This is a genomic window from Rhodococcus sp. KB6 (assembly GCF_001445685.1).
In the GTDB taxonomy this organism is placed as follows: domain Bacteria; phylum Actinomycetota; class Actinomycetes; order Mycobacteriales; family Mycobacteriaceae; genus Rhodococcus_F; species Rhodococcus_F qingshengii.
In genome coordinates, this window is the sequence record NZ_LNAK01000151.1 from 328,530 (window position 1) to 351,657 (window position 23,128).

A 23,128-nucleotide genomic window follows, 5' to 3' on the forward strand; every position below is an offset into this window, starting at 1 on the left:
CGTGTGTAGCTCGCCTCCTGGCGCGAAGTGCGCAAGGATCTACGTGTGACGACGGTTCTCGCAGTGGCGAATCAAAAGGGCGGCGTGGCTAAAACCACCACCGTCGCTTCTCTCGGTGCGGCTTTGTCCGCGCTCGGACAACGAGTTCTGGTGGTGGATCTCGACCCGCAGGGCTGCCTGACGTTCTCGCTCGGACACAACCCGGATCGCCTCGAGCGTTCGGTCAACGAGGTCCTGGCAGGTGATCTCGACGCGGTCGACGCCGTGCTGAAGACGGACGACGGTATGGATCTCCTGCCGGCCACGATCGATCTCGCGGGCGCCGAAGCGCTGCTCCTGATGCGACCCGGTCGAGAGTTCGCGCTCAAGCGGGCGCTGTCTCCGCTCCTGGGCTCTTACGACGTCATCATCATCGACTGCCCACCGTCGTTGGGTGTGCTCACACTCAACGGATTGACTGCGGCGCAGTCGGTTCTGGTTCCACTACAATGCGAAACCCTCGCACACCGCGGCGTCGGACAGCTGCTGCGTACGGTTCGTGAAGTCCAAGCCATCACCAACCCGGATCTTGTTCTGCTCGGCGCACTTCCGACTCTGTACGACGCTCGAACCACGCACAGTCGCGACGTGCTCGCCGACGTCAGCGACCGCTACTCCCTGGCCGTTCTGGCGCCTCCGATCCCACGCACCGTCAAGTTCGCCGAGGCGTCCGCGTCGGGTGCGACGGTCCTCGCCGGACGAAAGAACAAGGGCGCGGATGCCTATCGAGAACTCGCCGACAATCTCGTAAAGCATTGGGCTGGAAACGAAGTCGTGACTTTCGCGCCGGAACTGGCGATCTGAGGAAGGTGAGCTTCTAGCGCAGCGCGAACAAGGTATCGCCGCGCTGTTCCAGAATCGTCTCGCCCGCACTGGCGAGCACGATCGGCGTCGCCGTCTCACCGCGGTCGACTGCGATCATGCGCTGCACCGCTCCGTCCGACGGACTGACGGCTGCAATGCCGCCCGGAACCGGGATGAGCATCTGACCGGCAACCATGCTTCCGGGTCCTGACGTTCCGTTGACGATCCACGTCGGAGCCAGATCGCTCAGGCGCAGGTTGACGGTCTGCGAGCCTGTCCACCACGTGATCGAAGCCTTGTCGGCGTGGGTGCGGGCGCCTTCGGTCACCGTTCCCTCGATCGGATAGTCGACGATCGGATTGCCGGATCCGTCGAAAATAGTGATGCGAGAAACGGTTCCGTTGGCGGCAGGGAGGTAGACGGCCGTCTTTTCGCCGGCCACGGCAAGCAGGCGGGCGCCCTCGGAGTCGAGGAGAATCGCGGATCCGTACTCTTCGGGTTCCTGGGCGTCCTTGGGTGCGGGATTCATCACCGTCAACCTGTTGGAGGCTTCACCGGGGCAGCGTTCGAGTACCGAGACTCGGTTGGCGCTCGACGCAGCGTCGAGCAGCGTGCATCCGGTGCGGGGTTGCTTGTTGGGGTTGACCTTCGCGTCGACCCGGCCGTACTCGAGGGTTCGGACGAGGTCCGAGCGCCACAGCTCCATTCGCTCACTGCCGCGCGAAATCAGGTAGGTGCCGTCCGCTGAAAGGCTGACCGCGGAATCGGCGTCGCTGTTGCGCTGGTCCTTTCGGGCGCCGGTGTCGGCGACCAGTGACGTGACCTGAGAGCAACCGCGATCATCCTGATAGACGCTGACGACGCGATCCCACGAACCGATCGCGCCGCACAGCGGAATGTTGCGCGCGTATCGCCACACTTCTTCGCCCGTTGCCGGATCGCGGCCGATCACCTCGGTGCCGTCGGCGGTGACGACGGCATTTCCGACGGTGATCGGTGCCGTCGAGTCGGCACTGGGAGATTCCCACGTCTGTTTCAGGATGTCGGGTAACAACACCGACGTCGACAGAGGTGGGAGTGGAGATTCAGCGGTGACCGAGGTGGTTCCGCGCGCATCACTGCGCAACCACACAACGGTCACCGCCACGATTACGGCCAGCGCGATTGCCAGCGCACCGATCACATCTGAGCGAGTACGCCTTTCGGGAGCCAGCACATCGGCAGCTTACTCTGCGGCGCCTGCCGTCGCGGAAGCCGCGGGGCGACGACGCCGACGGCGACGCGGCTTGGCCGCTCCGTCTTCGTCCGAGTTCTCGGCAGCGGTTGCCGCGGGTGCCGAAGGGGGAGCTGTGGTGGCGCCGGCGGTGGTGGACGTCGCGGCGTCGGTCGAAGCGCCGGCGCGGGTGCGGCGACGGGTCCGGTTGCGGCGGGGAGCGGCCTTCTCTTCGTTGCCGTCCGAGTCGGTCGACTTCGGCGCGTCCGCTTTGTCCGTTGCTGCTTTGTCCGTTGCTGCCTTCTCAGGGGCGGCCTTGGCCTTGCGAACAGTGCCCTTGGCATCGGCCGGAATGGACAACTCTTCGTAGAGGTGCGGCGAGCTGGAGTAGGTCTCGACCGGGTCGGGGATTCCGAGGCTCAGTGCCTTGTCGATGAGCTGCCAGCGAGGGATGTCGTCCCAGTCGACCAGCGTGACGGCGATGCCGGTGCGTCCGGCGCGGCCGGTACGACCGATGCGGTGGACGTAGGTCTTCTCGTCCTCGGGGCACTGGTAGTTGATGACGTGGGTGACATCGTCGATGTCGATACCGCGGGCAGCGACGTCGGTGGCGACCAGAACGTCGACCTTGCCGTTACGGAAGCCCTTCAGCGCCTTTTCACGGGCGATCTGGCCGAGGTCACCGTGGACGGCACCGACGGAGAAGCCGCGCTCGGCGAGATCGTCGGCGACTTTCTGGGCTGTGCGCTTGGTGCGGGTGAAGATCATCGTCGCGCCGCGGCCTTCGGCCTGCAGAACACGGGCGACCATCTCGGCCTTGTCGAGCGCGTGTGCACGGTAGATGTGCTGGCTGGTGCGATCGTGCACCGCGGAGGATTCGGCCTCTTCGGCGCGGATGTGCGTCGGCTGCGTCAGGAAGGTGCGAGCCAGGGTGATGATCGGGCCGGGCATCGTCGCGGAGAAGAGCATCGTCTGACGCTTGTCGGGGACCATGCCCATGAGGCGTTCGATGTCGGGGAGGAATCCCAGGTCGAGCATTTCGTCGGCCTCGTCGAGGACGAGAACGCCCACCTTGCCCAGGATCAGGTGCGACTGGTTGGCGAGGTCGAGCAGGCGACCCGGGGTGCCGACGACAACGTCGACGCCCTTCTGGAGTGCCGAGATCTGCGCCTCGTACGGACGGCCGCCGTAGATGGGCAGAACCTGGAGACCGCGGTCGCCGACCCGGAGGTACTTGCTGGCGTTCTCGAGGTCGCGGGCAACCTGGATGCACAGCTCGCGGGTGGGAACGATGATCAGAGCGCGGGGCGTGCCGTCGAGAACAGCTGTGCCGTTCTCGGCGGTGACGATGCGATGCAGGAGCGGGACGCCGAAACCGAAGGTCTTGCCCATTCCGGTGCGGGCCTGACCGATGAGGTCGTCACCGGCGAGAGCCAACGGAAGGGTGAGTTCCTGGATGGCGAAGGTGCGCTCGATACCGATCTCGTTCAGTGCGCGGACGATTTCGTCGCGGACACCGAGTTCGGCGAAGCTCGGGGGTACATGGGTGTCGTCGAGCTGGACGGAAACGGTGTTCTCGGTTGCTTCGTCTTCGTGGTCGACAGTGATCTTGCTCAGGGGACTAGCCTTTCCTCGTGGCGGTACGCACGCACAAGGTAAGGGGCCAGGCCGTAAGTCGGCCGATGTCGATGCCCTCTTTTTCTTCGGTCATGCCTACGCCTCAGCACTGAATTCCGCTCGGACGAATTCGAACCGTCCGGAGATCTCGGCGAAGCGGGCGACAACCGTCGATGCAGGTGCGCGCACATTATCGGTGGGGTTCGTGTGAATACAGCCGTCCCGGCTAACCAAATGGCCCGGGGGAACTGGCGAACTCCCAAGACCATTGTAGCTGCACGTTGTCCGTCCCTCGCGATGACATGTCGAAGATCACCGAATCGGACATGCGGTCCTTGCCGGTCGCGTCGGCCGTCGAAGCACTACAGTTCGTAGTCATGGGCGCACACGATCTTGATGCTTCGACGGACGCTGGAACCGGAGGCCGAGTCGCTTCCGATCACCCTGGCGTGATCGATTTGTTTGCCGTTCTCGCGTATGGCGAGATTTCGGCGTTCTACCGCTTGGCGGAGGACGCACAAATGGCACCGGACCTGCGAGGCAAGGTGGCGTTCGCCAGCATGGCCGCCGCCGAGATGGACCACTTCGAGACTCTGGAAACGGCGTTGACGGAACGTGGCCACGAGATCTTCGCCGTCATGGACCCGTTTGTTCGAGCTCTCGACAACTACCACGCGTCGACGACACCGTCGACGTGGCTGGAATCGCTCGTGAAGGCGTACGTCGGCGACGGAATCGCTGCCGACTTCTATCGCGAGATCGGGCACTCCCTCCCGGCGGATGTCGCGGAAATCGTCGAGGACGTGCTGTCCCAGACGGGCCACTCGGAGTTCGTGGTGCTCGAGGTGAAGGCAGCAGTGGAGGCCAGTACTCGCGCAAAGGACCGGTTGATGCTGTGGGGACGCCGTCTTCTGGGCGAAGCAATCACGCAGGCACAGTTCGTGCTGGCGCAGCGTGAAGATCTCACCGATCTGGTGATCTCCGCCTCCGGCGACCTCAACGGAGTTGTCGCGTTGTTCGACGGCATGCAGGCGAAGCATGCCGAGCGGATGGCGATTCTCGGACTCGTCTAGGTGCCTGTTCGCTCTGGGCACAGCGTGCAGAGGAGCGTGGGCGGTCGTTGCTGCATTAGCCTTGCGTCGACAACGGATGTAATTCACGAACAGTTCGGAGGTTGACCGTGGAGGTCAAGATCGGTGTAATCGACAGCCCGCGTGAGCTCATCGTCAACAGCGAACAGACCCCTGACGAGGTCGAGACACTGGTCGCGGCTGTCCTCGGTGGCCGCGAGCCGGTTCTGGCTCTCGTCGACGACAAGGGCCGCAAGTTCCTGGTGCAGGCCGCTCGTGTGGCGTACGTGGAGATCGGTCCGTCCGATATCCGCAAGGTCGGATTCGCGCCTACCGTCTGACGCGTAGCTGTAACAGCAGAATGGGCGGGCAGTCGTGAGACTGCCCGCCCATTCTCGTTCGGGTTCCGGTTACTTCGTTTCGGCTTGCAGCGGCACGTGTGAGAGACCGCCCCACGCGAGGGTCACGGTGATTTCCACGGCTTCTTCCTTCGGGATCGGCCGCGCGGCTTCGAGCCAGTACCGCGCAGTGAACTGGCTGGCACCGACAAGACCGACCGCAAGGATGCGCGCGCGGTACGGATCGAGTCCGGAATCCTGACTCACCAGGTCGAACACGGCGTCGACGCAGGCTTCGGTGGCTTGTTCGACGCGTGTCTGGACCTGTGGTTCGCCCATGATGTCGGACTCGAACACCAGGCGGAAGCCCTGGGAGTCGTTGTCGACGAAGTCGAAGAACGCCTGGACCGCGGCGCGGACACGCTGTTTGTTGTCCGTCGTCGATCGCAGGGCCTGGCGTACACCCGAGATGAGGCTGTCGACGTAACTCTGCAGGACTGCGACGTACAGTTCGAGTTTGCCTGGGAAATGTTGGTACAGAACTGGCTTGCTGACACCGGCACATTCGGCGATCTCGTCCATGCCGGCCGAGTGGTACCCGTTCGCAACGAATACCTCACTTGCAGCTGCGAGGAGCTGGAGGCGGCGCGCATCGCGCGGGAGGCGGGTGCTGCGACGTGTTCCGGCAGGCTTGCCAGCCGTTGTACCGCGATCGGAGTCAGTCCGATCCGCGAGTTCTGTCATGTCGCTTCCAATCTGAGCAAAAGTAATTCGGTCGGCGCGCGGATCCGCGAGTCGCGTGTGCGTACCCGCCAGTATCCTCCGTCACACCGGTCGTAGCCGAATGAACGATACCGTGTGTCGCCCGGGCGAGTCGCGCGTGCCTCGGTGAGCGAGACCAGCGGTCTTTCTCGTTACAGGACGGGCTGCCATGACACGCCAGGACCAGCAAGTTTCGGTCAGCCCGGGCGAGCGACTTGTCGTGTGTGAGATTCTGGACGACGTGACTGACCCAGGGGGACCGCGCATGCGTGGACGAACTACGCAGAACCCTGAACGTGAGGAACGTCGAATGCGTAGCGGAACTGGAGCGCCTCGCGACGAACGTCGGCCGGAGGTGCCGGATGATCGTGCCTACGGCGAACGCGACTATCGCGGCATTTCCTCCCATCAGCCTTTGCGCGCCCAATGGGATCCGACCAAACGAGAAGTGGGCCGAACCCCGCGTAATCCGCGACCGGACCGGGCAGCGCGAAAGCAGAGCAAGCTCGGGCGCTTCGTCTCGACCTACGGTTGGCGGGCCTACGCGATTCCGGTTCTCGTGGTGCTCACCATTCTTGTGATCGTCGATGCGGTGCGGCCGGACGCCACAGACTCCGCGAGCAAGACGTCGGCCACCGCCGACCTCGCGCACAGCACCGACGGAACCGATGTCATCGGTGCCCCACCGGCCGGAGACGGAACTTTTGCCTCGTCGATACCGTCCGGTGCCCTTCCCGACGGTGGTCCGTTCACCGTCGCGGGGGGTGGAACGTGGCACGTCGTACCAGGTACGACGGGCAAGGTCGGACAGGGAACCGAACGCGAGTTCACGTACACGGTCGAGATCGAGGACGGCGTCGACACGACCGGCTTCGGCGGAGACGAATCGTACGGACGCATGGTCGACCAGACACTGGCCAATCCGAAGAGTTGGACCAACGATCCCAAGGTCGCGTTCCGGCGCGTCGACGCCGGCGAGCCGGACTTCCGGATCTCCTTGACCTCACAGATGACGATCCGCGAAGGCTGTGGATACGAAATCGAACTCGAAGGATCCTGCTACAACCCGAGCATGGACCGAGTCCTGCTCAACGAACCGCGATGGGTGCGAGGCGCCATTTCGTTCCAGGGCGACATCGGCTCGTATCGGCAGTATCAGATCAATCACGAGGTCGGCCATGCCATCGGATACGCCGCTCATCAGCCGTGCGAGACCGAAGGCGGACTCGCACCGATCATGATGCAGCAGACCTTCGGAACCGCGAACAACGACATCGCTAGGCTTGATCCCGAGGGCGTCGTTCCGATGAACGGACTCACGTGCCGCTTCAATCCGTGGCCGTACCCCCGAGCGTGACCGGATCGAGAATCCCTGATCTCGTCTTGAACTAGGAGTGTTTCGCGGTGTCTGCAACACCCGTCGTATTGCCACCACTGGTGGAGCCGGCAGCCGAGTTGAGCCGGGAGGAAGTTGCCCGATACAGCCGGCACCTGATCATCCCGAACATAGGCATGACCGGTCAGAAGCGGCTCAAGAATGCACGAGTCCTGTTCATCGGCGCCGGTGGATTGGGTTCACCGGCACTGCTCTACCTCGCGGCCGCAGGAGTGGGCACCATCGGGATCGTCGAGTTCGACGAGGTCGACATGTCGAACCTGCAGCGTCAGGTGATTCACGGACGCTCCGACGTCGGACGCCCGAAGGCGCTCAGCGCGAAGGAGTCGATTCTCGAAATCAACGATCACGTCGACGTCCGGTTGCACGAGTTCCGCCTGGACAACTCCAACGCGGTCGAACTGTTCTCCGAGTACGACCTGATCCTGGACGGTACGGACAACTTCGCGACGCGGTACCTCGTCAACGATGCTGCCGTCATCGCGGGAAAGCCGTACGTGTGGGGCTCGATCTACCGCTTCGAAGGGCAGGTCTCGGTCTTCTGGGAAGACGCCCCGGACGGCGCGGGACTGAACTATCGCGATCTTTACCCGGAGGCGCCGCCGCCAGGCATGGTCCCCTCGTGCGCCGAGGGTGGTGTGCTCGGAGTCCTGCCCGCGACCGTCGGTTCGATCATGGCGACCGAGGCGGTCAAGCTCATCACGGGGATCGGCGAACCGCTTCTCGGACGCCTGATGATCTACGACGCACTTGCGATGACGTTCCGGACGATCCGCCTTCAGCGTGATCCGACCCGCGTGCCGGTCACCGCCTTGATCGACGACTACGACGCGTTCTGCGGTGTCGTGTCCGAAGAGGCGAGTGCCGCTGCTGTCGGTTCGACGATCACGGCGCCCGAACTGGAGGCCATGATCGGTGAGGGACGGTCGATCGAGCTGGTCGACGTACGAGAACCGGTTGAATGGGACATCATGCATCTGCCGGGGGCCGTGCTGATCCCGAAGGACCGCATCCTGTCCGGTGAAGCTCTGGCGACGTTGCCGCAGAACAAGCAGATAGTGCTGTACTGCAAAACCGGCATTCGTTCCGCCGAGGCATTGGCATTTCTCAAGAACGCCGGTTTCTCCGACGCGGTCCACGTTCAAGGCGGCGCGATCGCCTGGGCGAACCAGGTGGATGCGAGTCTGCCGGTCTACTAGGCGCGCCTCGCGGGAGGCGGCGCCGCGCACCGGTAGCGTTGGGGTGTGAGCACAGGCCAACCTCCCCAGCACGTGTGCTCCACCTTCGGCCTCCGTGAAGTCGATCCCATCCCACTCGGTGCGGATTGGGACGGCGGGTGGCTGTGTGGAGACGTCGTCCTTTCAGCAGTCGCGGATCATGCCCGCGCAGCGTGGTCGGCGAAGGTGCGAGAGAACCTCGAAGTCGACGGCGTTCGGCTGGCTCGACCGGTGCGTTCGACCGACGGTCGTTACGTCGTCTCGGGCTGGCGTGCCGACACCTTCATCGTCGGATCGCCGGAACCACGTCACGACGAAGTGGTCTCGATGTCCTGCCGACTGCATGCGGCGACGGCCTCGCTCGAGCGCCCGCGCTTCCTTGCGCAACCGCCCGTGCCGCCGTGGGCCGAGGTCGACGTATTCGTCGCCGCTGATCGCGCGGCATGGGAAACGGTTCCGCTGAGGATCGCGAAGGGCGTCGAGCAACTCGAGACGCCCACTCCTGACGGTCGCAAGAGTCTGGAACTGATCGCCGGGCTCGCTACTTTGCGTAAGCCGGTGCAGAGCCCGGACCAGCTCGTGCACGGCGATCTGTTCGGGACAGTGCTGTTCTCGGGCAGTATGGCGCCCGGAATCACCGACATCACGCCGTATTGGCGGCCGGCTGCGTGGGCCGCCGCCGTCGCTGTGGTCGACGCGATCTCGTGGGGCGGTGCCGACGAGGCACTGGTCGGCCGGTGGGAAGATCTCCCCGAGTGGCCGCAGATGCTTCTACGTGCGGTGATGTTCCGCTTGGCGGTTCATGTTCTGCATCCTCGCTCGACGGCGGACGCGTTCCCGGGGTTGGCCCGTACGTCCGACATCGTGCGCTTGCTGCTCTAGATCGGGGCGCCGGTACCGAAGTCCGAGACCAGGCCCTCGAACAGCTCGCGTGCGGCGTTCGAGGCGGCCACGGTGTTCCCGTCGACGACAGCGTTGACGAGGTTCGCGTGCTGCGAGTGGAATCCTTCGCCGGTTGCATCGATGTGCTGTTGGATCGTGGTCTCGATGACCGGGAGCAGGGAGTCGTAGAACTCCAGGTAGACCTCGTTGTGGCTGGCCGCGACGATTGCTCGGTGCAGGGCGACGTCGGCGGTGGTGGCAGCGTCGACGTCCTGACCCTCCCATGACGCGGTGCGAAGCTCGAGTAGCCGCGTCAGTTCGGCGATGTCGTCTTCGGTTCGCCGTGCGGCGGCGAGGGTGGCTGCAGTGATGTCGAGTGCGCGCCGAAGTTCGAGTACATCCCGCTGGTGGGCACCGGCAAAGTAGTTGCCGAGAGTGCCACCGAGGTCGGAGACGGCAACGACGTAGGTGCCAGATCCTTGACGACGTTCCAGCATTCCGGCGTGTACGAGCGCCTGGACCGCCTCGCGCACGGTATTGCGACCGGTCCCGGTCAGCTCCGACAGTTCCGGTTCGGTGGGGATTTTGGAACCGATCGGCCAGGTTCCGCTCCGGATCTCGTTGCGGAGTTGTTCGGTGACCTGCGAGATGAGACTTGCGCGTCGAACGGGTTGCACGTGGTTGTTTCCTCGGGTCCGGGTAAGTGGTGTGAATGTGACGTTAGATTACCGCGCTTGTGCGAGTTCGTCCGGTCATCCTATGATTTCCCGGTGACTGCTCAACTGGAGAGAACCGAAACCCGCTCGTTGGTACAAGGCCGTGTGCTCGTCTTCGCTGCGATTGCGATGTCTGCGCTAGTACTTCGACTTGCGGTGACCTCGTTCTCGCCCTTGGCGGCCGAGATTCGCGACGAGATCGGCTTCTCCGCCTCGATCGTCGGTGTCTTCGGCATGGTTCCGACCGCAATGTTCGCCGTCTTCGGTCTCATCACTCCCGCCATCGCGAAACGTATCGGGCTCGAGCGAACGGCCCTCGTTGCGATGCTCATGGCCGGCGTCGGAATGTTGTTGCGCGCCATGATGTCTCAGACATGGTCGTTGCTGGCCCTCTCGGCTCTGGCACTGGCAGGCATGGGAATCGGCAATGTCGTGATCCCGCCGTTGGTCAAGCGGTACTTCTCGGATCGCCTCGCCACCATGAGTTCGGTCTACATCGTGGCCGTGCAGATCGGCACCATCGTTCCGGCGTTTGTCGCAGTCCCGGTCGCCGACGCCTTCGGGTGGCGGTTCTCGATCGGCTGGTGGTCCGCCTTCGGCTTCGCCGCAGCCGTGCCGTGGTTGATCACCCTCGCTCGCTCGCGCAAGGCTCGCGCGAACGAAGCCAGGTCCGTCGAGAATGCATCGGATTCGGTTGCGGCAGTGGCAGAACAGCCACGCGGTCAGGTCTGGCGTTCTCCCGTGGCCTGGGGGATGGCCGGCATGTTCGGCATGACCTCACTGATCACGTATTCGATGTTCACGTGGATTCCGTCGATCCTTCGTGACGCCGGAGCCAGTGATGCCTTCGGCGGAACGATGGTCGGAATGTTCTCGGTGATCGGGCTCGTCGCAGCGTTCGGTGCACCGACGCTGTGCGCCCGCATGGCCAATCCCTTCCCTGTCGTGATCGCGTGTGCCGTCTGCTACCTGGTCGGCATGGGCGGGCTGTACTTTGCCCCGATGGCGGCGCCGGTCGTGTGGGTTGTCGTCCTGGGCCTCGGTCCGAGCACGTTCCCGATGTCGCTCACACTGATCAACCTGCGTACTCGTTCGCACATCGGTTCCTCGGCACTGTCCGGCTTCACCCAGGGGATCGGCTACTCCGTTGCCTGCCTCGGTCCGCTCCTGTTCGGCGTTTTTCACGACGTGTCCGGTGGATACGCTGCGCCGTTCGGCCTGCTCGTCGTCGCGGTGATCGTGGTGCTCATGGGCGCCTACCAGGCATGCAAGCCTCGGATGCTCGAGGATTCCTGGCACGCACCTGCGAAAAACTAGCTCACACCCGGTCTTGTTACCGGGTGAGGATCAATTGACTTCGCGGTCATCGCACGCAGCACCGGCGCAATAACCGTTTTCTACCTTTGGGTCTCCAACATATTCAGGAGGCCCTGGTGAGTCATTACATCGAGCATTGGGATGCAGAGGACGTCGACGCCTGGGAATCCGGCGGCAAGGACATCGCGAAGCGGAACCTGATCTGGTCAGTGGTAGCCGAACACGTCGGCTTCTCGATCTGGTCGATCTGGTCCGTGATGGTGTTGTTCATGCCGACGGATATCTACGGCATCGACGCGGCCGGAAAGTTCTTCCTCGTCGCAGTGCCCACACTTGTCGGGTCGGTCCTCCGTATTCCCTACACGGTTGCCACCGCACGGTTCGGCGGTCGTAACTGGACCGTCATGAGTGCGCTGTTCCTCTTCGTGCCAACACTTCTCACGCTCTACCTGATGATGAACCCGGGTGCGTCGTACACCACGTTCATGTTGGTAGCGGCCACTGCAGGTATCGGCGGCGGCAACTTCGCGTCGTCGATGACCAACATCAATGCCTTCTACCCGCAACGCCTCAAGGGGTGGGCGCTCGGTCTCAATGCCGGCGGCGGCAACATCGGTGTGCCGATGATTCAGCTGATCGGTCTGCTGGTGATCGCCACCGTCGGTAACCGCGCTCCGTGGATCGTCTGCGCCGTCTATCTCGTGTTCATTGCGGCCGCCGCCGTCGGTGCCGCGCTGTTCATGGACAACCTGGGCAACCAGAAGTCGGACCTGCGCTCCATGGCCAAGGCACTCAGGTTCTCCGAGTCGTGGGTGATCAGCTTCCTGTACATCGGTACGTTCGGTTCCTTCATCGGATTCAGCTTCGCCTTCGGTCAGGTTCTGCAGATCAACTTCCTCGCCGGCGGTGCCACTCCGGCCGCGGCCGCGCTGCATGCAGCACAGATCGCCTTCATCGGCCCTCTCCTCGGTTCGATCGCTCGCCCCCTCGGCGGCAAACTGGCCGACCGGATCGGCGGCGGCAAGATCACCATGTGGACGTTTGTCGCCATGGCATTCGCGGCATCGATACTCGTGACGGCCGGAACGATGGACGACAACACCGCCGGCGTCGCCAGCGCCGGAATCATGGTGACATTCGTTCTCGGATTCATCGCTCTGTTCCTGCTCTCCGGCATCGGAAACGGATCCGTTTACAAGATGATCCCGGCGATCTTCGAGGCGAAGGCTCAGAGCTTCGACCACATGGATCGAAGCGAGAAGGCGACGTGGTCGCGCAGTATCTCCGGCGCTCTCATCGGATTTGCCGGTGCGGTAGGCGGTTTGGGCGGCGTCGGCATCAACCTGGTGCTGCGCGCGTCGTACAGCAGCCCCGCGAAGTCGGCGACCATGGCCTTCTGGGTGTTCCTGGCCTTCTACATCGCCTGCATCGCAGTCACCTGGTTCGTCTTCCTGCGCAAGCCGTCGACGCTGACCACAGACGTCGACGAGGCGAAGGTCGCAGTCACGGCGTGAGCGGTCCGCAGAATCTCAGAACTATCTCGTACCTCAGGAAGTAGGCGTCATGAGCAAGTCGGTTGTTGTCATCGGACACGGAATGGTCGGACACCGATTCGTCGAGGCACTGCGTTCGCGCGACGAAGCGAACAACTGGTCGGTGACCGTACTCTGCGACGAGCAGTACGCAGCGTACGACCGAGTCGGGCTGTCCTCGTACGTCGGAGCGTGGGACCCCAAGGAATTGGCACTGGCCGGCAACGATTACGTCGGTGACGGCCTGGTCGATCTCCGAGTGGGGGAAGGCGCGCTCTCGATCGACAAAGATGCACGCACGGTCACGACGACAACCGGCGAGACGATCTCCTACGACGCTCTGGTGATGGCGACCGGTTCGTATCCGTTCGTGCCTCCCGTGCCGGGGCACGACGGCGACGGATGTTTTGTCTACCGCACCCTCGACGACCTCGACGGTATCCGGGCCGCCGCCGAGAAGGCTGGTCCTGGCGCTGTCGGCGTCGTGGTGGGCGGCGGTCTTCTCGGACTCGAGGCCGCAAATGCTCTCTCGCTCATGGGGATGACGGCACACGTCGTCGAGCACAATGCGCGATTGATGCCGATGCAGGTCGACGAGGGTGGCGGCGCACTGCTCGCTCGCCTCGTCACCGAACTCGGGCTCACTGTCCACACCGGTGTCGGGACGGCGGGAATTTCGCAGGCCGACAACGGAATCGTGGTCGAACTCTCCGACGGCTCCACCATCGACGCCGCGCTGCTCGTCTTCTCCGCCGGAGTACGTCCGCGTGATCAGCTGGCCCGCGACGCCGGGATCGCAGTGGGGGAGCGCGGTGGCATCCTGACCGACCTCGGCTGCGTGACTTCGGACGAGAACGTCTACGCAGTCGGCGAATGTGCTGCGGTGGAAGGCCGTTGCTACGGTCTGGTCGCTCCCGGTTACACGACGGCCGAGATCGTGGCCGATCGTCTGCTCGGCGGCGCCGCGGATTTCCCGGGCGCGGACATGTCCACCAAGCTCAAGCTCATGGGCGTCGACGTCGCCAGTTTCGGTGACGCGATGGCGACCTCACCGGGCGCCCTCGAAGTCGTCCTCAGCGACGCGTCCAAGGGGACGTACGCAAAGCTCGTGGTCTCCGACGACGCGAAGACCCTGCTCGGCGGCATTCTTGTCGGTGACGCATCGGCCTACGCGTCGCTGCGCCCGCTGGTCGGTCGCGAACTACCCGGTGACCCGGCGACATTGATCTCGCCTGCGGGGGAGAAGCCGGGTGCAGGCTCGCTGCCCGACGACGCCGAGGTGTGCTCGTGCAACGCCGTGACGAAGGGAGCCATCTGCGGTGCAATCGCAGCCGGCGCATGCGACATCGCTTCGGTGAAGGCGTGCACCAGCGCCGGAACCACTTGTGGCGGTTGCCTTCCCACCGTGAAGCAGCTGCTGGCCGATTCCGGCGTCGTGATGTCGAAGGCACTGTGCGAACATTTCGCGCAGTCGCGGGCCGAGTTGTTCCAGATCGTCCAGTCGACGCAGACCAGAACCTTCTCGGCGCTGATCGCCAAGTACGGCAAGGGCGCCGGTTGCGACATCTGCAAGCCCGTAGTCGCTTCGATTCTGGCCTCGACGGACTCCGATCACATCCTGCACCGCCAGCAGGCGTCGTTGCAGGACACCAACGATCACTTCCTCGCGAACATCCAGAAGAACGGTACGTACTCCGTGGTACCTCGGATGCCGGGCGGCGAGGTCACGGGTGAGCAACTCATCGTCATCGGAGAAGTGGCGCGAGACTTCGGCTTGTACACGAAGGTGACCGGCGGTCAGCGCATCGACTTGTTCGGTGCCCGCGTCGAACAGTTGCCCGCGATCTGGAAGCGCCTCGTCGACGCCGGGATGGAATCGGGTCAGGCGTACGGCAAGTCCCTCCGGACGGTCAAGAGTTGCGTCGGTTCGAGTTGGTGCCGCTACGGTGTCCAGGATTCGGTGGGTATGGCCGTCGACCTCGAGAATCGCTACCGCGGTCTGCGTTCGCCGCACAAGATCAAGTTCGGCGTCTCGGGTTGCGCCCGTGAATGTGCCGAAGCGCGAGGCAAGGACGTCGGCGTCATCGCGACGGAGAACGGTTGGAATCTGTATGTGGGCGGTAACGGCGGACAGTCGCCCAAACACGCTCAGTTGCTTGCCGGAGGCCTCGACGACGCGACCTTGGTCAAGTACATCGACCGCTACCTCATGTTCTACATCCGTACTGCCGATCGCCTCCAGCGCACGGCGCCGTGGGTCGAATCACTCGAAGGCGGACTCGATCACCTCAAGGCCGTGATTTGTGAAGACAGCCTGGGTATCGGCGAGGAACTCGAGGCACTGATGGCCAAGCACGTCGAGGGTTACCAGGACGAATGGGCCGGTGTGCTGGGTGATCCGGAGAAATTGTCGAGGTTCGTCTCGTTCGTCAACGCACCGGAAGAAGCCGACCCGACGGTTGTGTTCGACGAGACCGGAGTGCGCAAGGTTCCGGTCCTGATGGGCATGCCGAGCATCCCCACGCGCCGGTAATAGTCGCGTAACCCGTGGGAAACACGGGATCCGTAGAAACGTAGACAAGAACCCGCGCGACGTTGTCGCCGGATCGACAGGAGGACTTCGATGAGTGTCATCGATGCGCAGATCGCCAAGCTGGATTCGGATCGACTCGAATGGACGTCGGCCTGCCCGCTGAGCCATCTGATCCCTGGACGCGGAGTTGCCGTGCTTCTTCGCGGCGGCGAGCAGGTGGCACTGTTCCTACTCGAGGACGGCACACTCCGGGCTGTCAGCAACTTCGATCCGTACGGCCGCGCCGCGGTGATGTCTCGCGGACTCGTCGGCGACCGGGACAGTGAACCAATCGTGGTCTCGCCACTGCTCAAGCAGGCGTTCTCGCTGGTCGACGGCCGGGCGCTGGACGACTCGTCGGTTGCGCTGCCGGTGTACGGCGTTCGCGTGTGGGCTGGAGTCGTTCAGGTACACAGCTTGCAGATGCAGGGTGTTCGCTCGACTGTCGCCGATGCAGTCTCGTGAGTGACGACATGCCGTTGGCTGGATTCACGGTAGGTATCACTGCTTCGCGCCGCGCCGAGGAGTTCGCGACCTTGCTGACTCGTCGGGGAGCGGATGTCGTTCACGCTCCGGCGATTCGAATCATTCCGTTGGCCGACGACCGTGAGCTCGAAAGGGTGACACAGCAGATCATCTCGGATCCTCCCGAGGTGGTTGTCGCCACCACCGGGATCGGATTCCGGGGTTGGCTGGAAGCAGCCGACGGGTGGGGCGAAGCCGAAAGTCTCGGTTCTGCGCTCGGTTCGGCTCGTCTACTCGCGCGAGGACCGAAGGCCAAGGGAGCAATCCGCGCGGCCGACCTTCGTGAGGAATGGTCACCGGCATCCGAGTCTTCCGCCGAGGTGCTCGAACATCTTCTGGCAGAAGGTGTCTCGGGAAAGCGGATCGCTGTACAACTGCATGGTGCGACCACCGAGTGGGAGCCGATGCCCGACTTCTGTCAGGTGTTGCGCGAGGCCGGCGCCGAGGTCATCGCGGTGCCCGTCTATCGATGGGAACCGCCGGAGGATCCGACGCTGCTCGACCGGATGATCGACGCCATAGCGTCAACCGGAATCGACGCCGTCAGCTTCACCAGTGCACCGGCCGTAGCCTCGATGTTGATGCGCGCCGACAAGACCGGGGATCTCGCCGACATTCTCGACGCGATGCGGGGTCCGGTGGCGGCCATGTGCGTCGGCCCGGTCACCTCGGCGCCGCTCGAAGCCTTGAATGTACCGACCACAGCCCCGGCGCGGGCACGTCTGGGCGCGCTCGCGAGACACATCGTCGACGAACTCCCGCAGCGAGCCAACAAGATTCAAGCCGGCGAACACGAAATCAGCATTCGCGGCGGTTGCGTAGTCGTGGACGGTGAAGTGAAGCAATTGCCGCCGGCTGCGATGTCGTTGATCCGCACTCTCGGTGCGAGTCCCGGTCGAGTCGTCTCCCGCGACGAACTGCTGGCTTCTCTTCCCGGCGGCGGCGGCGACACCCACGCCGTCGAGACCGCCGTCGCCCGATTGCGCGCGTGCCTCGGCGCGCCCAAAGCCGTTCAGACGGTGGTCAAGCGGGGCTATCGACTTGCCCTCGACCCCGGCGACTACGTACAGAATCCAGGTGACTATGCAACGCGATGACGATGTCCTCGTCCTGGTAGCTCATGGCACGCGTAGTGCACCTGGCGTGGAAATGGTTGCCGCACTGGCCGACGCCGTCGGCACGCGCGTCGGACGCACGCGCGTTGCCTTTGTCGATGTGCTCGGTCCGTCACCTTCGGAAGTCCTCCGGGACACTCCGGGGCGAGCGATTCTCGTACCGGCGTTCCTGGCGTCCGGCTACCACGTTCACACCGATGTTCGACGCGAAGTGACGCTCAGTGAGCACTCGGCTGTGAGTGTGACGCCCGCACTCGGACCCGATCCGGCGCTTGCACGCGTGCTGCTTCGGCGCTTGACCGAAGCGGGGTGGAATCCGGGTGACGCGACAGTGCTTGCTGCCGCCGGGTCGTCCGATGCGCGGGCGCTGCGAGACGTCGAGCGTGCTGCGCTGATGCTTGCCGAAGCGGCGGGGACTCGTGTCGACATCGGGTACATCGCGACCGGGGAGCCGAAGGTAGCCGATGTTGTTGCAGCAGCACGCGTTCGCGGCGCGAAGCGAGTTTTTGTCGCCTCGTACCTCCTCGCGCACGGGCTGTTCCACGAAAGGTTGCACGCTGCAGGAGCCGATGGTGTGACCGAACCGCTCGGCGTCGATCCGGGAGTGGTGGACCTTGTCGTGAATCGGTATGAGAGTGCGCGAAGGGAACTAGTATCGCTGCATGACGTCTCACTCCGTAACGCCGACGTATGCCGACCTGGTCGCAGCAGTTCGTGAATCCGACGTCAAGGCACAGGCTCTCATCGGCGGTCTGACCGAAGAGCAGGCGCGGGAGCCCTCCGGGCTCCCCGGGTGGAGTCGGGGACACGTCGTGACGCACATGTCGCGCAACGCCGACGCGCTGGGCAGATTTGTTGCCGGCGTGCAGGGCGGCGAATCGGGGGAGATGTATCCAGGGGGGCCGGATGCGCGCAATGCTGCAATCGAAGAGGGCGCAGATCGCCCGGCTGAATTGTTGGCCCTCGACTACCGCTTCTCGGGAACGAGGCTGGTCGACGCGTTGTGCGAGATCCCGACAGATCGACTGGACACACCGGTGCCGTGGCGCAAACCTGTGACGGCATTCGATCTACCGATCCTGCGCTGGAACGAGATCGAGATTCACCTGATGGACCTCGACATCGGTTACACCTGCCACGACTGGCCTGCCGAGTTCGTGGAATTCACTCTCGCCAGTCAGTTGGGCGCACTCGAGACGGCGGTCCCGGGTGTACGAGTGCCGTCACTGTCCGACGCGGAGACCTTGGCCTGGTTGGTCGGGAGGCCGACGAGGGTGGGGCTGCCGACTCTCCCTGCCTGGCCGTTCTGAGATGCAGCCGTTCTGAGAGTTAGAACAGGGTGGGGGCGCTCACGTCGTTGCGTGCTTGGGCCAACCGCGCACTCCACCTTTTCACCAACCACATCTCGACGATCTCGGGTTGGGTGCCGGCGGCATAGGCCCAGCTGTCGAGAAGTTCGCAGTACCGGCGGTAGCGACGCGTCGTGAAGCCGGTGACGGAAGGATCCTCGAGCCAGCCCTCGTGGATGAGCGTCGAGACTCCGTACTGGTCGATCATCTGAGCGCGTCGGCCTTCGTCCTGTACGCCCACTGCCCACATGAAAGCGGCCATCAGCGATACCCCGACACCGGGGGTGAGTGGCCACCCGGACCAGGTGTCGCGCCGGACGACGGGCATCGACTTGTTTTTCGAGCAGTGATCGAGAATGGCTGTGATCTGGGTCAGCGGATCCTCGTCCTCGCGGTGATGGGGATTGAAGACGTTGGGGAACCGCCGTGTGAACCGTCGGCTCTCGTGCGAGCCCTGCCAGGCCGCGCAGAGAAACAGTAGTCCGAGGCCGTCGTGCTGGGCGACAACGAGATCGCTCGACGGGCGAAGGTCGTTGCGTTGAACGATGGCTCGGCCTTCGGTGATCACTTTGCCGTCGAGATCACGCCCGCGCAGGCTGATGGTGTGGCCGGCGTCCTTCAGGTGGGCGTTCCACCAATCCAGGTCGACGGTGGCTTCGTCGTCGAGGACGTGCAGTGGAAAGGTGCGGGAGCGGCACCACTCGACCAATGCGTCCGGCGGTTCGAATCCTTCGTCGACACGATTCATGGCGCGATGATCCCACGAGTCGCCGACAGTAATTCGTGCGACGCGCAGTCCACCGGGATGGAACCGGACACTCGCGGTACGCTCCGCTCATGAAATTCGCGTCCTCGCAGGTGCGGTCGGCGCTGTGGACGGTAGCCATCGCTTTGGCGGCCACGAGTCTGAGCGGATGTATCGGTGCCGTCGATCGGATGGATTTCGACAATCAGATGCGCGAACGTGGCGGTGGGATGACGTCGGAGTTGGTGCGAGGCGGGTTCGACAGCCTCGCACATAGATACGGCGTCGACGCGGTATCGGTGACCAGCATCGACATCAGCCCGATCGAGACGCTCGGAGTCACCGTTCGAGACCCCGGGAAGCCGACCCAGCTCGACAGATTCTCTTTCGACGGAGTCATTCTCGGCGAGCCGAGCCCCGTGCAAGTCAGTGTCACCGACGATCTCGATGCACGATCGTTCACGCTGGATCAAGTGCCGGCATTGACGAACCTCGAGAAGTTGGTCGACGACGCGCTGGAGAACAGCGGTGTCGACGACGGCGAAGTCACCGGGATCTCGGTCAGTCGCACCGAGGCGATTCGCGCATCCGTGATGGTGGAATCTCCACGCTCGCGGGCGCTGGTGGTCTTCGAGCCTGACGGAACTCCCTTCCTGGTGCACCCGCTGTGAGCCGCCGTATCGCTCCGTTGCTGATCTCCGTAGTGGTGATCGTGGTCGTGGGAATCTTTGCTGCACTACTGTCTTCGGTGATCTGGCCAGGACAGGTCGCTCATTTGGCGCCGATTTTCTGTGAAGCTCCCACATCGAGCGCGATGGTCGTCTCGGATACCTTTTCCGACGGCGACGGTACGTCCACCAATTTCACGCTGTACTGCGTCGGACCGCGCGGTCAGACCGTTGATGCCGGGTGGCTGCTGCCGTTCTTGGTGCTGTGGGGCGTGTATTCGCTGGTGCTTGCGACAGTGGTCGGCGTGGTCGGGGTCAACCGGCGTAGGCGCCCAAACGACTGACCCGATCAGCGTGGGAGGACAACCACTTCGGCGACGGCATCGTCTTCCGCGTGTGGCGGAACGAGTGCAAACGCGGAGCGCCCGATCAACCCCGCCAGGTGTGCGGTACGTACAGACGGTTCGGCGCGCCAGCGACCGTCGGCGGATTGTGTGACCGGCAGTAGGCGTACCGCATCGGAAGTCACCGCAGCGGCGTTCTCGATGATGCCGAGCAGTCGCGGTGGTGTGTCGCTTCCCGTCAAGGCGGCCACGACGGTGGGCAGCATCGTCAACAGGGTGGTCACTGCGGCGTACGGGTTGCCGGGGAGGCCGAGAACCACCCGACCACTGGGCAGGACAGCCGTTATCTGAGATCCGCCCGGGCGCGAGGCGACTCGCCCGACAATCGTGCGAGCGCCGAGTCGATCGAGCGCACTGCGCATTTCGTCGGCAGCGCCGCCGCCCGTGGCACCAATGACAACAAGCAGGTCCTGTTCAGTCGCATCCGCCAGTACACGCTCGAAACTGTCGGCCGTGTCCCTCAGGTGCGAATCCGCCACGCACCGTACGCCGTTGCTTTCCAGTAGGTAGGGGAGAATCCCACCGACGGAGTCGCGGGTCTGACCTTCACGCAGTGGACCGGTCCGCCGGATCTCGTCGCCGGTGACTATCACGCGTGCCCGTACCGGACCACGGACGAGGGCGTCGAACACTTCACCGCTGGCAGCTGCGGAGACCACCGCCGGAGTCACCGCGGTACCAGTCGGGGCGATCGTGAATCCGGTGGTCCAATCTTCCCCTCGTGGTCGAGCGTCGTTGCGGTGCGGCGCATCCGGCAGTCTCCGTACCATCCGAGATGGCTCGTCGACGGACAGATACTCGTCACGAATCACCGAGGTGGCGCCGAGGGGCAGGTGTGCTCCCGTGGCAATGCGAATCGCTTCGCCTTCACCGAGTTCGAGTTGCCCGTCGGCGCCCGCGATACGGATCTCGGTGCGGATTCGCCAGGGACCCTCGCCGGAGACGGCGTACCCGTCCATCGCCGAGACATCGGATCGAGGAAGATCACCCAGGGCGACGAGAGGCTGCGCGAGCGTTGCTCCGAGACTGTCGGCGAGGGCGGCCCGGTGTGGTGACAATGCTGTCAGTGAGTTCCTGACGGCGGCGCGGGCTTGCTCGATCGTCAGGCGCGGATGGTTTCGCGCGCGGTCGATGTCCGCCGGTGTGTCGCAGTCAGTGGTGCCAGTGACACGCAGCGTCGAGAACGGTTCGGTGACAATCGCTTTCATAGGTTGATTCTCCAACCCCGAACTCTCCCGCAATGTGGACAGGCGTTGCCGGAGCTCGCGAAATGTCCACGCGGAGAGCAGGAATTGGGTTCGGTTGTTCTCGTCCACGGCACACGTCACCGGACTGTCCGTCGACGTGGCAGCTATCAAAGCGTCGACTGATACGGCCTCGATGTGCGGCAGATCGGACGCCAGGACCACCACCACGGCGTCGTCGGGTAACCGGGTCGCAGACAATCCGGCCCAGATCGCCTCGACAGGGCCGGCTCCGGCCGGAGTTTCCTGAGTTTGAGTGATGCCAGGATCAAGTTCAGGGCGATGTGGACCGACCACGACGACGGCGTCCAGATGCGCCGTCGCTGAAAGCGCGATGTCGAGGAGCCTGCGGCCGTGAACGAGCAGGCCGGGTTTGTCGACACCACCCATTCGGGTCCCGCGACCACCCGCCAGAATGAGGGCGGCGGTCGGCGGCGTGACGGTCATACCTCCATGCTGCCCCATCGCCCGCGTCACGACGACCGGTGACACGTGAATCAGAAGTGATACCGAGCTTTCTTCAGGTCGATCCGACCGTCCTTGATCGGCACGCCTTCGAGTTCGAGCTTGGCGATCTGACGATGAGCCAGGTGCGCCGACGGTTTGCCGGAGGCGCCGAGAACCCGATGCCACGGCAGGTCGGCAGAGTCCGTTCGCATGATCCAACCGACCGTGCGAGCACTGGAAAGTCCTGCAGCATCAGCGATATCGCCGTACGTCGCCACGAAACCGGCCGGAATCGACGCGATGAGGCGCCGTACCTCTTCGATCTGCTCTTCGGTGGTGGCTGCCATGTCGGTTCCTTCAGAGCATGCTGCGAACGAGGGCGGCGACTTCGTCGGCCCGCACGTGCGGGACCATGTGGTCACAGTCGAATTCGACACCGGTCAGATTTTCACCGAGGTGCTCGGTGAGCGCTGCCCGGAACTCGTCGGTGACGTACGGCGGTTGGACCTTCATCGCCTGAACCAGCACGGTTGGCATCGACGACGGGGGCAGCACGATCGGGCGAGCGAGTTCGCCCCACCCGGTCACGATCGCGGGCGTGGACAGGCGCCAGTTGACGCGTCCGTTGCCCAGTTCGATCAGGTGTTCAGCCATCTCGACGTCGAGGTCCTGGGTGGGAACCTCACCCCACGAGCCGTGAATCTTCTCGGAGTAGGCCTCTGCCGCATCGGTGTAATCCGGTGAGCCGATTGTGAGTTCGGCCACTTCCTGCATGAAAGTCGGATCCAACCCGATCGCCGGGTCGAGCAGGACGAGCCCACGAATGCGTTCCGGTGCGGTGGCCGCGAGGTGCAGCGCCAGCATTCCGCCGAAAGAATGCGCGACGATCACCACCGGTCCGGTGGCATGTTCGTCGAGCGTCTCCAGCAGGCTCGCCACGTGGGATTCGATGTTCCACGGAGGAGCCCAGGTGGAACGCCCGTGACCACGTAGATCCGGCGAGATCCAGCGCGCTTCGGGCAGTTGGTTCTCGGCCATCGACTGCCAACGTCGGCCGTGACCGGTCAGACCGTGCAGCGAAAGGATCTCCGGTGCCCCGACGGGTCCGTAGAGATACGTATGGAGTGCAGACACGAGGTCAATCATGCCGGATGCA

General features: G+C 63.9%; 23 protein-coding genes. 15 read left to right on the forward strand and 8 right to left on the reverse strand.

Annotated features, from left to right (window positions below):
- The first annotated feature begins 45 nt into the window (after positions 1–45).
- The gene (locus tag ASU23_RS27250) at positions 46–843 is read left to right on the forward strand and encodes a ParA family protein (RefSeq protein WP_030535000.1); all 798 of its coding nucleotides are present in this window, start codon (positions 46–48) and stop codon (positions 841–843) included.
- A gap of 13 nt (positions 844–856) precedes the next feature.
- Here the strand turns inward: ASU23_RS27250 and ASU23_RS27255 are convergent, their stop codons facing one another.
- The gene (locus ASU23_RS27255) at positions 857–2,059 is read right to left on the reverse strand and encodes a PQQ-binding-like beta-propeller repeat protein (protein WP_058039093.1); all 1,203 of its coding nucleotides are present in this window, start codon (positions 2,057–2,059) and stop codon (positions 857–859) included.
- Positions 2,060–2,068: 9 nt separating this feature from the next.
- On the reverse strand, positions 2,069–3,673 hold the full coding sequence (locus ASU23_RS27260) for a DEAD/DEAH box helicase (RefSeq protein WP_030534998.1): 1,605 nt from the start codon (positions 3,671–3,673) through the stop codon (positions 2,069–2,071).
- Positions 3,674–4,050: 377 nt separating this feature from the next.
- On the opposite strand from ASU23_RS27260, the gene ASU23_RS27265 reads away from it, so the two are divergent.
- A complete protein-coding gene (locus ASU23_RS27265; protein ID WP_029255047.1) occupies positions 4,051–4,746 on the forward strand; it encodes a ferritin-like fold-containing protein in 696 nt (231 codons plus the stop codon).
- Positions 4,747–4,853: 107 nt separating this feature from the next.
- Positions 4,854–5,084, forward strand: coding sequence for a DUF3107 domain-containing protein (locus tag ASU23_RS27270; protein WP_058039094.1), 231 nt, complete (start codon positions 4,854–4,856; stop codon positions 5,082–5,084).
- 69 nt (positions 5,085–5,153) lie between these two features.
- On the opposite strand, the gene ASU23_RS27275 is transcribed toward ASU23_RS27270, so the two are convergent.
- Entirely contained in the window at positions 5,154–5,825 is a 672-nt protein-coding gene (locus ASU23_RS27275) for a TetR/AcrR family transcriptional regulator (RefSeq protein WP_003942309.1), read from the reverse strand.
- A 373-nt stretch (positions 5,826–6,198) separates the two neighbouring features.
- Between ASU23_RS27275 and ASU23_RS27280 the strand changes: the two genes are divergently transcribed.
- Genes ASU23_RS27280 through ASU23_RS27290 form a run of 3 tightly spaced genes read left to right on the forward strand, consistent with a single transcriptional unit; the run spans position 6,199 to position 9,338 of the window.
- Complete coding sequence (locus ASU23_RS27280; protein ID WP_003942287.1) at positions 6,199–7,200, forward strand: DUF3152 domain-containing protein; 1,002 nt, start codon at positions 6,199–6,201, stop codon at positions 7,198–7,200.
- Between the two features lie 47 nt (positions 7,201–7,247).
- Positions 7,248–8,438 carry an adenylyltransferase/sulfurtransferase MoeZ gene (gene moeZ / locus ASU23_RS27285; protein WP_058039095.1) on the forward strand — a complete coding sequence of 397 codons (1,191 nt, stop codon included), beginning with the start codon at positions 7,248–7,250 and terminating at the stop codon, positions 8,436–8,438.
- A 45-nt stretch (positions 8,439–8,483) separates the two neighbouring features.
- Entirely contained in the window at positions 8,484–9,338 is an 855-nt protein-coding gene (locus tag ASU23_RS27290) for a TIGR02569 family protein (RefSeq protein WP_007731227.1), read from the forward strand.
- On the opposite strand, the gene ASU23_RS27295 is transcribed toward ASU23_RS27290, so the two are convergent.
- On the reverse strand, positions 9,335–10,015 hold the full coding sequence (locus ASU23_RS27295) for a FadR/GntR family transcriptional regulator (protein WP_003942319.1): 681 nt from the start codon (positions 10,013–10,015) through the stop codon (positions 9,335–9,337). The genes ASU23_RS27290 and ASU23_RS27295 overlap by 4 nt on opposite strands.
- A 93-nt stretch (positions 10,016–10,108) precedes the next feature.
- On the opposite strand from ASU23_RS27295, the gene ASU23_RS27300 reads away from it, so the two are divergent.
- The 7 genes from ASU23_RS27300 to ASU23_RS27330 all read left to right on the forward strand — a co-directional run bounded on the left by ASU23_RS27300 (position 10,109) and on the right by ASU23_RS27330 (position 18,425).
- Positions 10,109–11,371 carry an MFS transporter gene (locus ASU23_RS27300; RefSeq protein WP_058039096.1) on the forward strand — a complete coding sequence of 421 codons (1,263 nt, stop codon included), beginning with the start codon at positions 10,109–10,111 and terminating at the stop codon, positions 11,369–11,371.
- A 113-nt stretch (positions 11,372–11,484) separates the two neighbouring features.
- Positions 11,485–12,885: a nitrate/nitrite transporter gene (locus ASU23_RS27305; RefSeq protein WP_085998905.1), complete on the forward strand. Its 1,401-nt coding sequence runs from the start codon at positions 11,485–11,487 to the stop codon at positions 12,883–12,885.
- A gap of 49 nt (positions 12,886–12,934) precedes the next feature.
- Positions 12,935–15,436 (forward strand): nitrite reductase large subunit NirB, encoded by a 2,502-nt coding sequence (gene nirB, locus ASU23_RS27310; RefSeq protein WP_058039097.1) that lies wholly within the window; start codon positions 12,935–12,937, stop codon positions 15,434–15,436.
- A 90-nt stretch (positions 15,437–15,526) separates the two neighbouring features.
- On the forward strand, positions 15,527–15,940 hold the full coding sequence (gene nirD / locus ASU23_RS27315; protein ID WP_058039098.1) for a nitrite reductase small subunit NirD: 414 nt from the start codon (positions 15,527–15,529) through the stop codon (positions 15,938–15,940).
- Positions 15,937–17,097: a uroporphyrinogen-III synthase gene (locus ASU23_RS27320; protein ID WP_058039099.1), complete on the forward strand. Its 1,161-nt coding sequence runs from the start codon at positions 15,937–15,939 to the stop codon at positions 17,095–17,097. The genes nirD and ASU23_RS27320 overlap by 4 nt, the downstream gene beginning before the upstream one ends.
- Positions 17,084–17,833: a sirohydrochlorin chelatase gene (locus tag ASU23_RS27325; RefSeq protein ID WP_058039100.1), complete on the forward strand. Its 750-nt coding sequence runs from the start codon at positions 17,084–17,086 to the stop codon at positions 17,831–17,833. The genes ASU23_RS27320 and ASU23_RS27325 overlap by 14 nt, the downstream gene beginning before the upstream one ends.
- Positions 17,778–18,425, forward strand: a complete 648-nt coding sequence (locus ASU23_RS27330; RefSeq protein WP_058039101.1) for a maleylpyruvate isomerase family mycothiol-dependent enzyme — start codon at positions 17,778–17,780, stop codon at positions 18,423–18,425. Before ASU23_RS27325 ends, ASU23_RS27330 begins: the two co-directional genes overlap by 56 nt.
- Positions 18,426–18,444: 19 nt before the next feature.
- Here ASU23_RS27330 and ASU23_RS27335 read toward each other — a convergent pair whose 3' ends face one another.
- On the reverse strand, positions 18,445–19,212 hold the full coding sequence (locus ASU23_RS27335) for a hypothetical protein (RefSeq protein WP_003942311.1): 768 nt from the start codon (positions 19,210–19,212) through the stop codon (positions 18,445–18,447).
- 89 nt (positions 19,213–19,301) lie between these two features.
- Between ASU23_RS27335 and ASU23_RS27340 the strand changes: the two genes are divergently transcribed.
- Positions 19,302–19,880: a hypothetical protein gene (locus ASU23_RS27340; RefSeq protein ID WP_042922177.1), complete on the forward strand. Its 579-nt coding sequence runs from the start codon at positions 19,302–19,304 to the stop codon at positions 19,878–19,880.
- The gene (locus tag ASU23_RS27345) at positions 19,877–20,221 is read left to right on the forward strand and encodes a hypothetical protein (RefSeq protein ID WP_003942308.1); all 345 of its coding nucleotides are present in this window, start codon (positions 19,877–19,879) and stop codon (positions 20,219–20,221) included. The genes ASU23_RS27340 and ASU23_RS27345 overlap by 4 nt, the downstream gene beginning before the upstream one ends.
- 5 nt (positions 20,222–20,226) lie before the next feature.
- Here ASU23_RS27345 and ASU23_RS27350 read toward each other — a convergent pair whose 3' ends face one another.
- Genes ASU23_RS27350 through ASU23_RS27360 form a run of 3 tightly spaced genes read right to left on the reverse strand, consistent with a single transcriptional unit; the run spans position 20,227 to position 23,115 of the window.
- Complete coding sequence (locus tag ASU23_RS27350; RefSeq protein WP_058039128.1) at positions 20,227–21,972, reverse strand: NTP transferase domain-containing protein; 1,746 nt, start codon at positions 21,970–21,972, stop codon at positions 20,227–20,229.
- 50 nt (positions 21,973–22,022) lie between these two features.
- Positions 22,023–22,319, reverse strand: coding sequence for an MGMT family protein (locus ASU23_RS27355; protein WP_003942322.1), 297 nt, complete (start codon positions 22,317–22,319; stop codon positions 22,023–22,025).
- A 10-nt stretch (positions 22,320–22,329) separates the two neighbouring features.
- A complete protein-coding gene (locus tag ASU23_RS27360) occupies positions 22,330–23,115 on the reverse strand; it encodes an alpha/beta hydrolase (protein WP_085989948.1) in 786 nt (261 codons plus the stop codon).
- Positions 23,116–23,128: the final 13 nt, after the last annotated feature.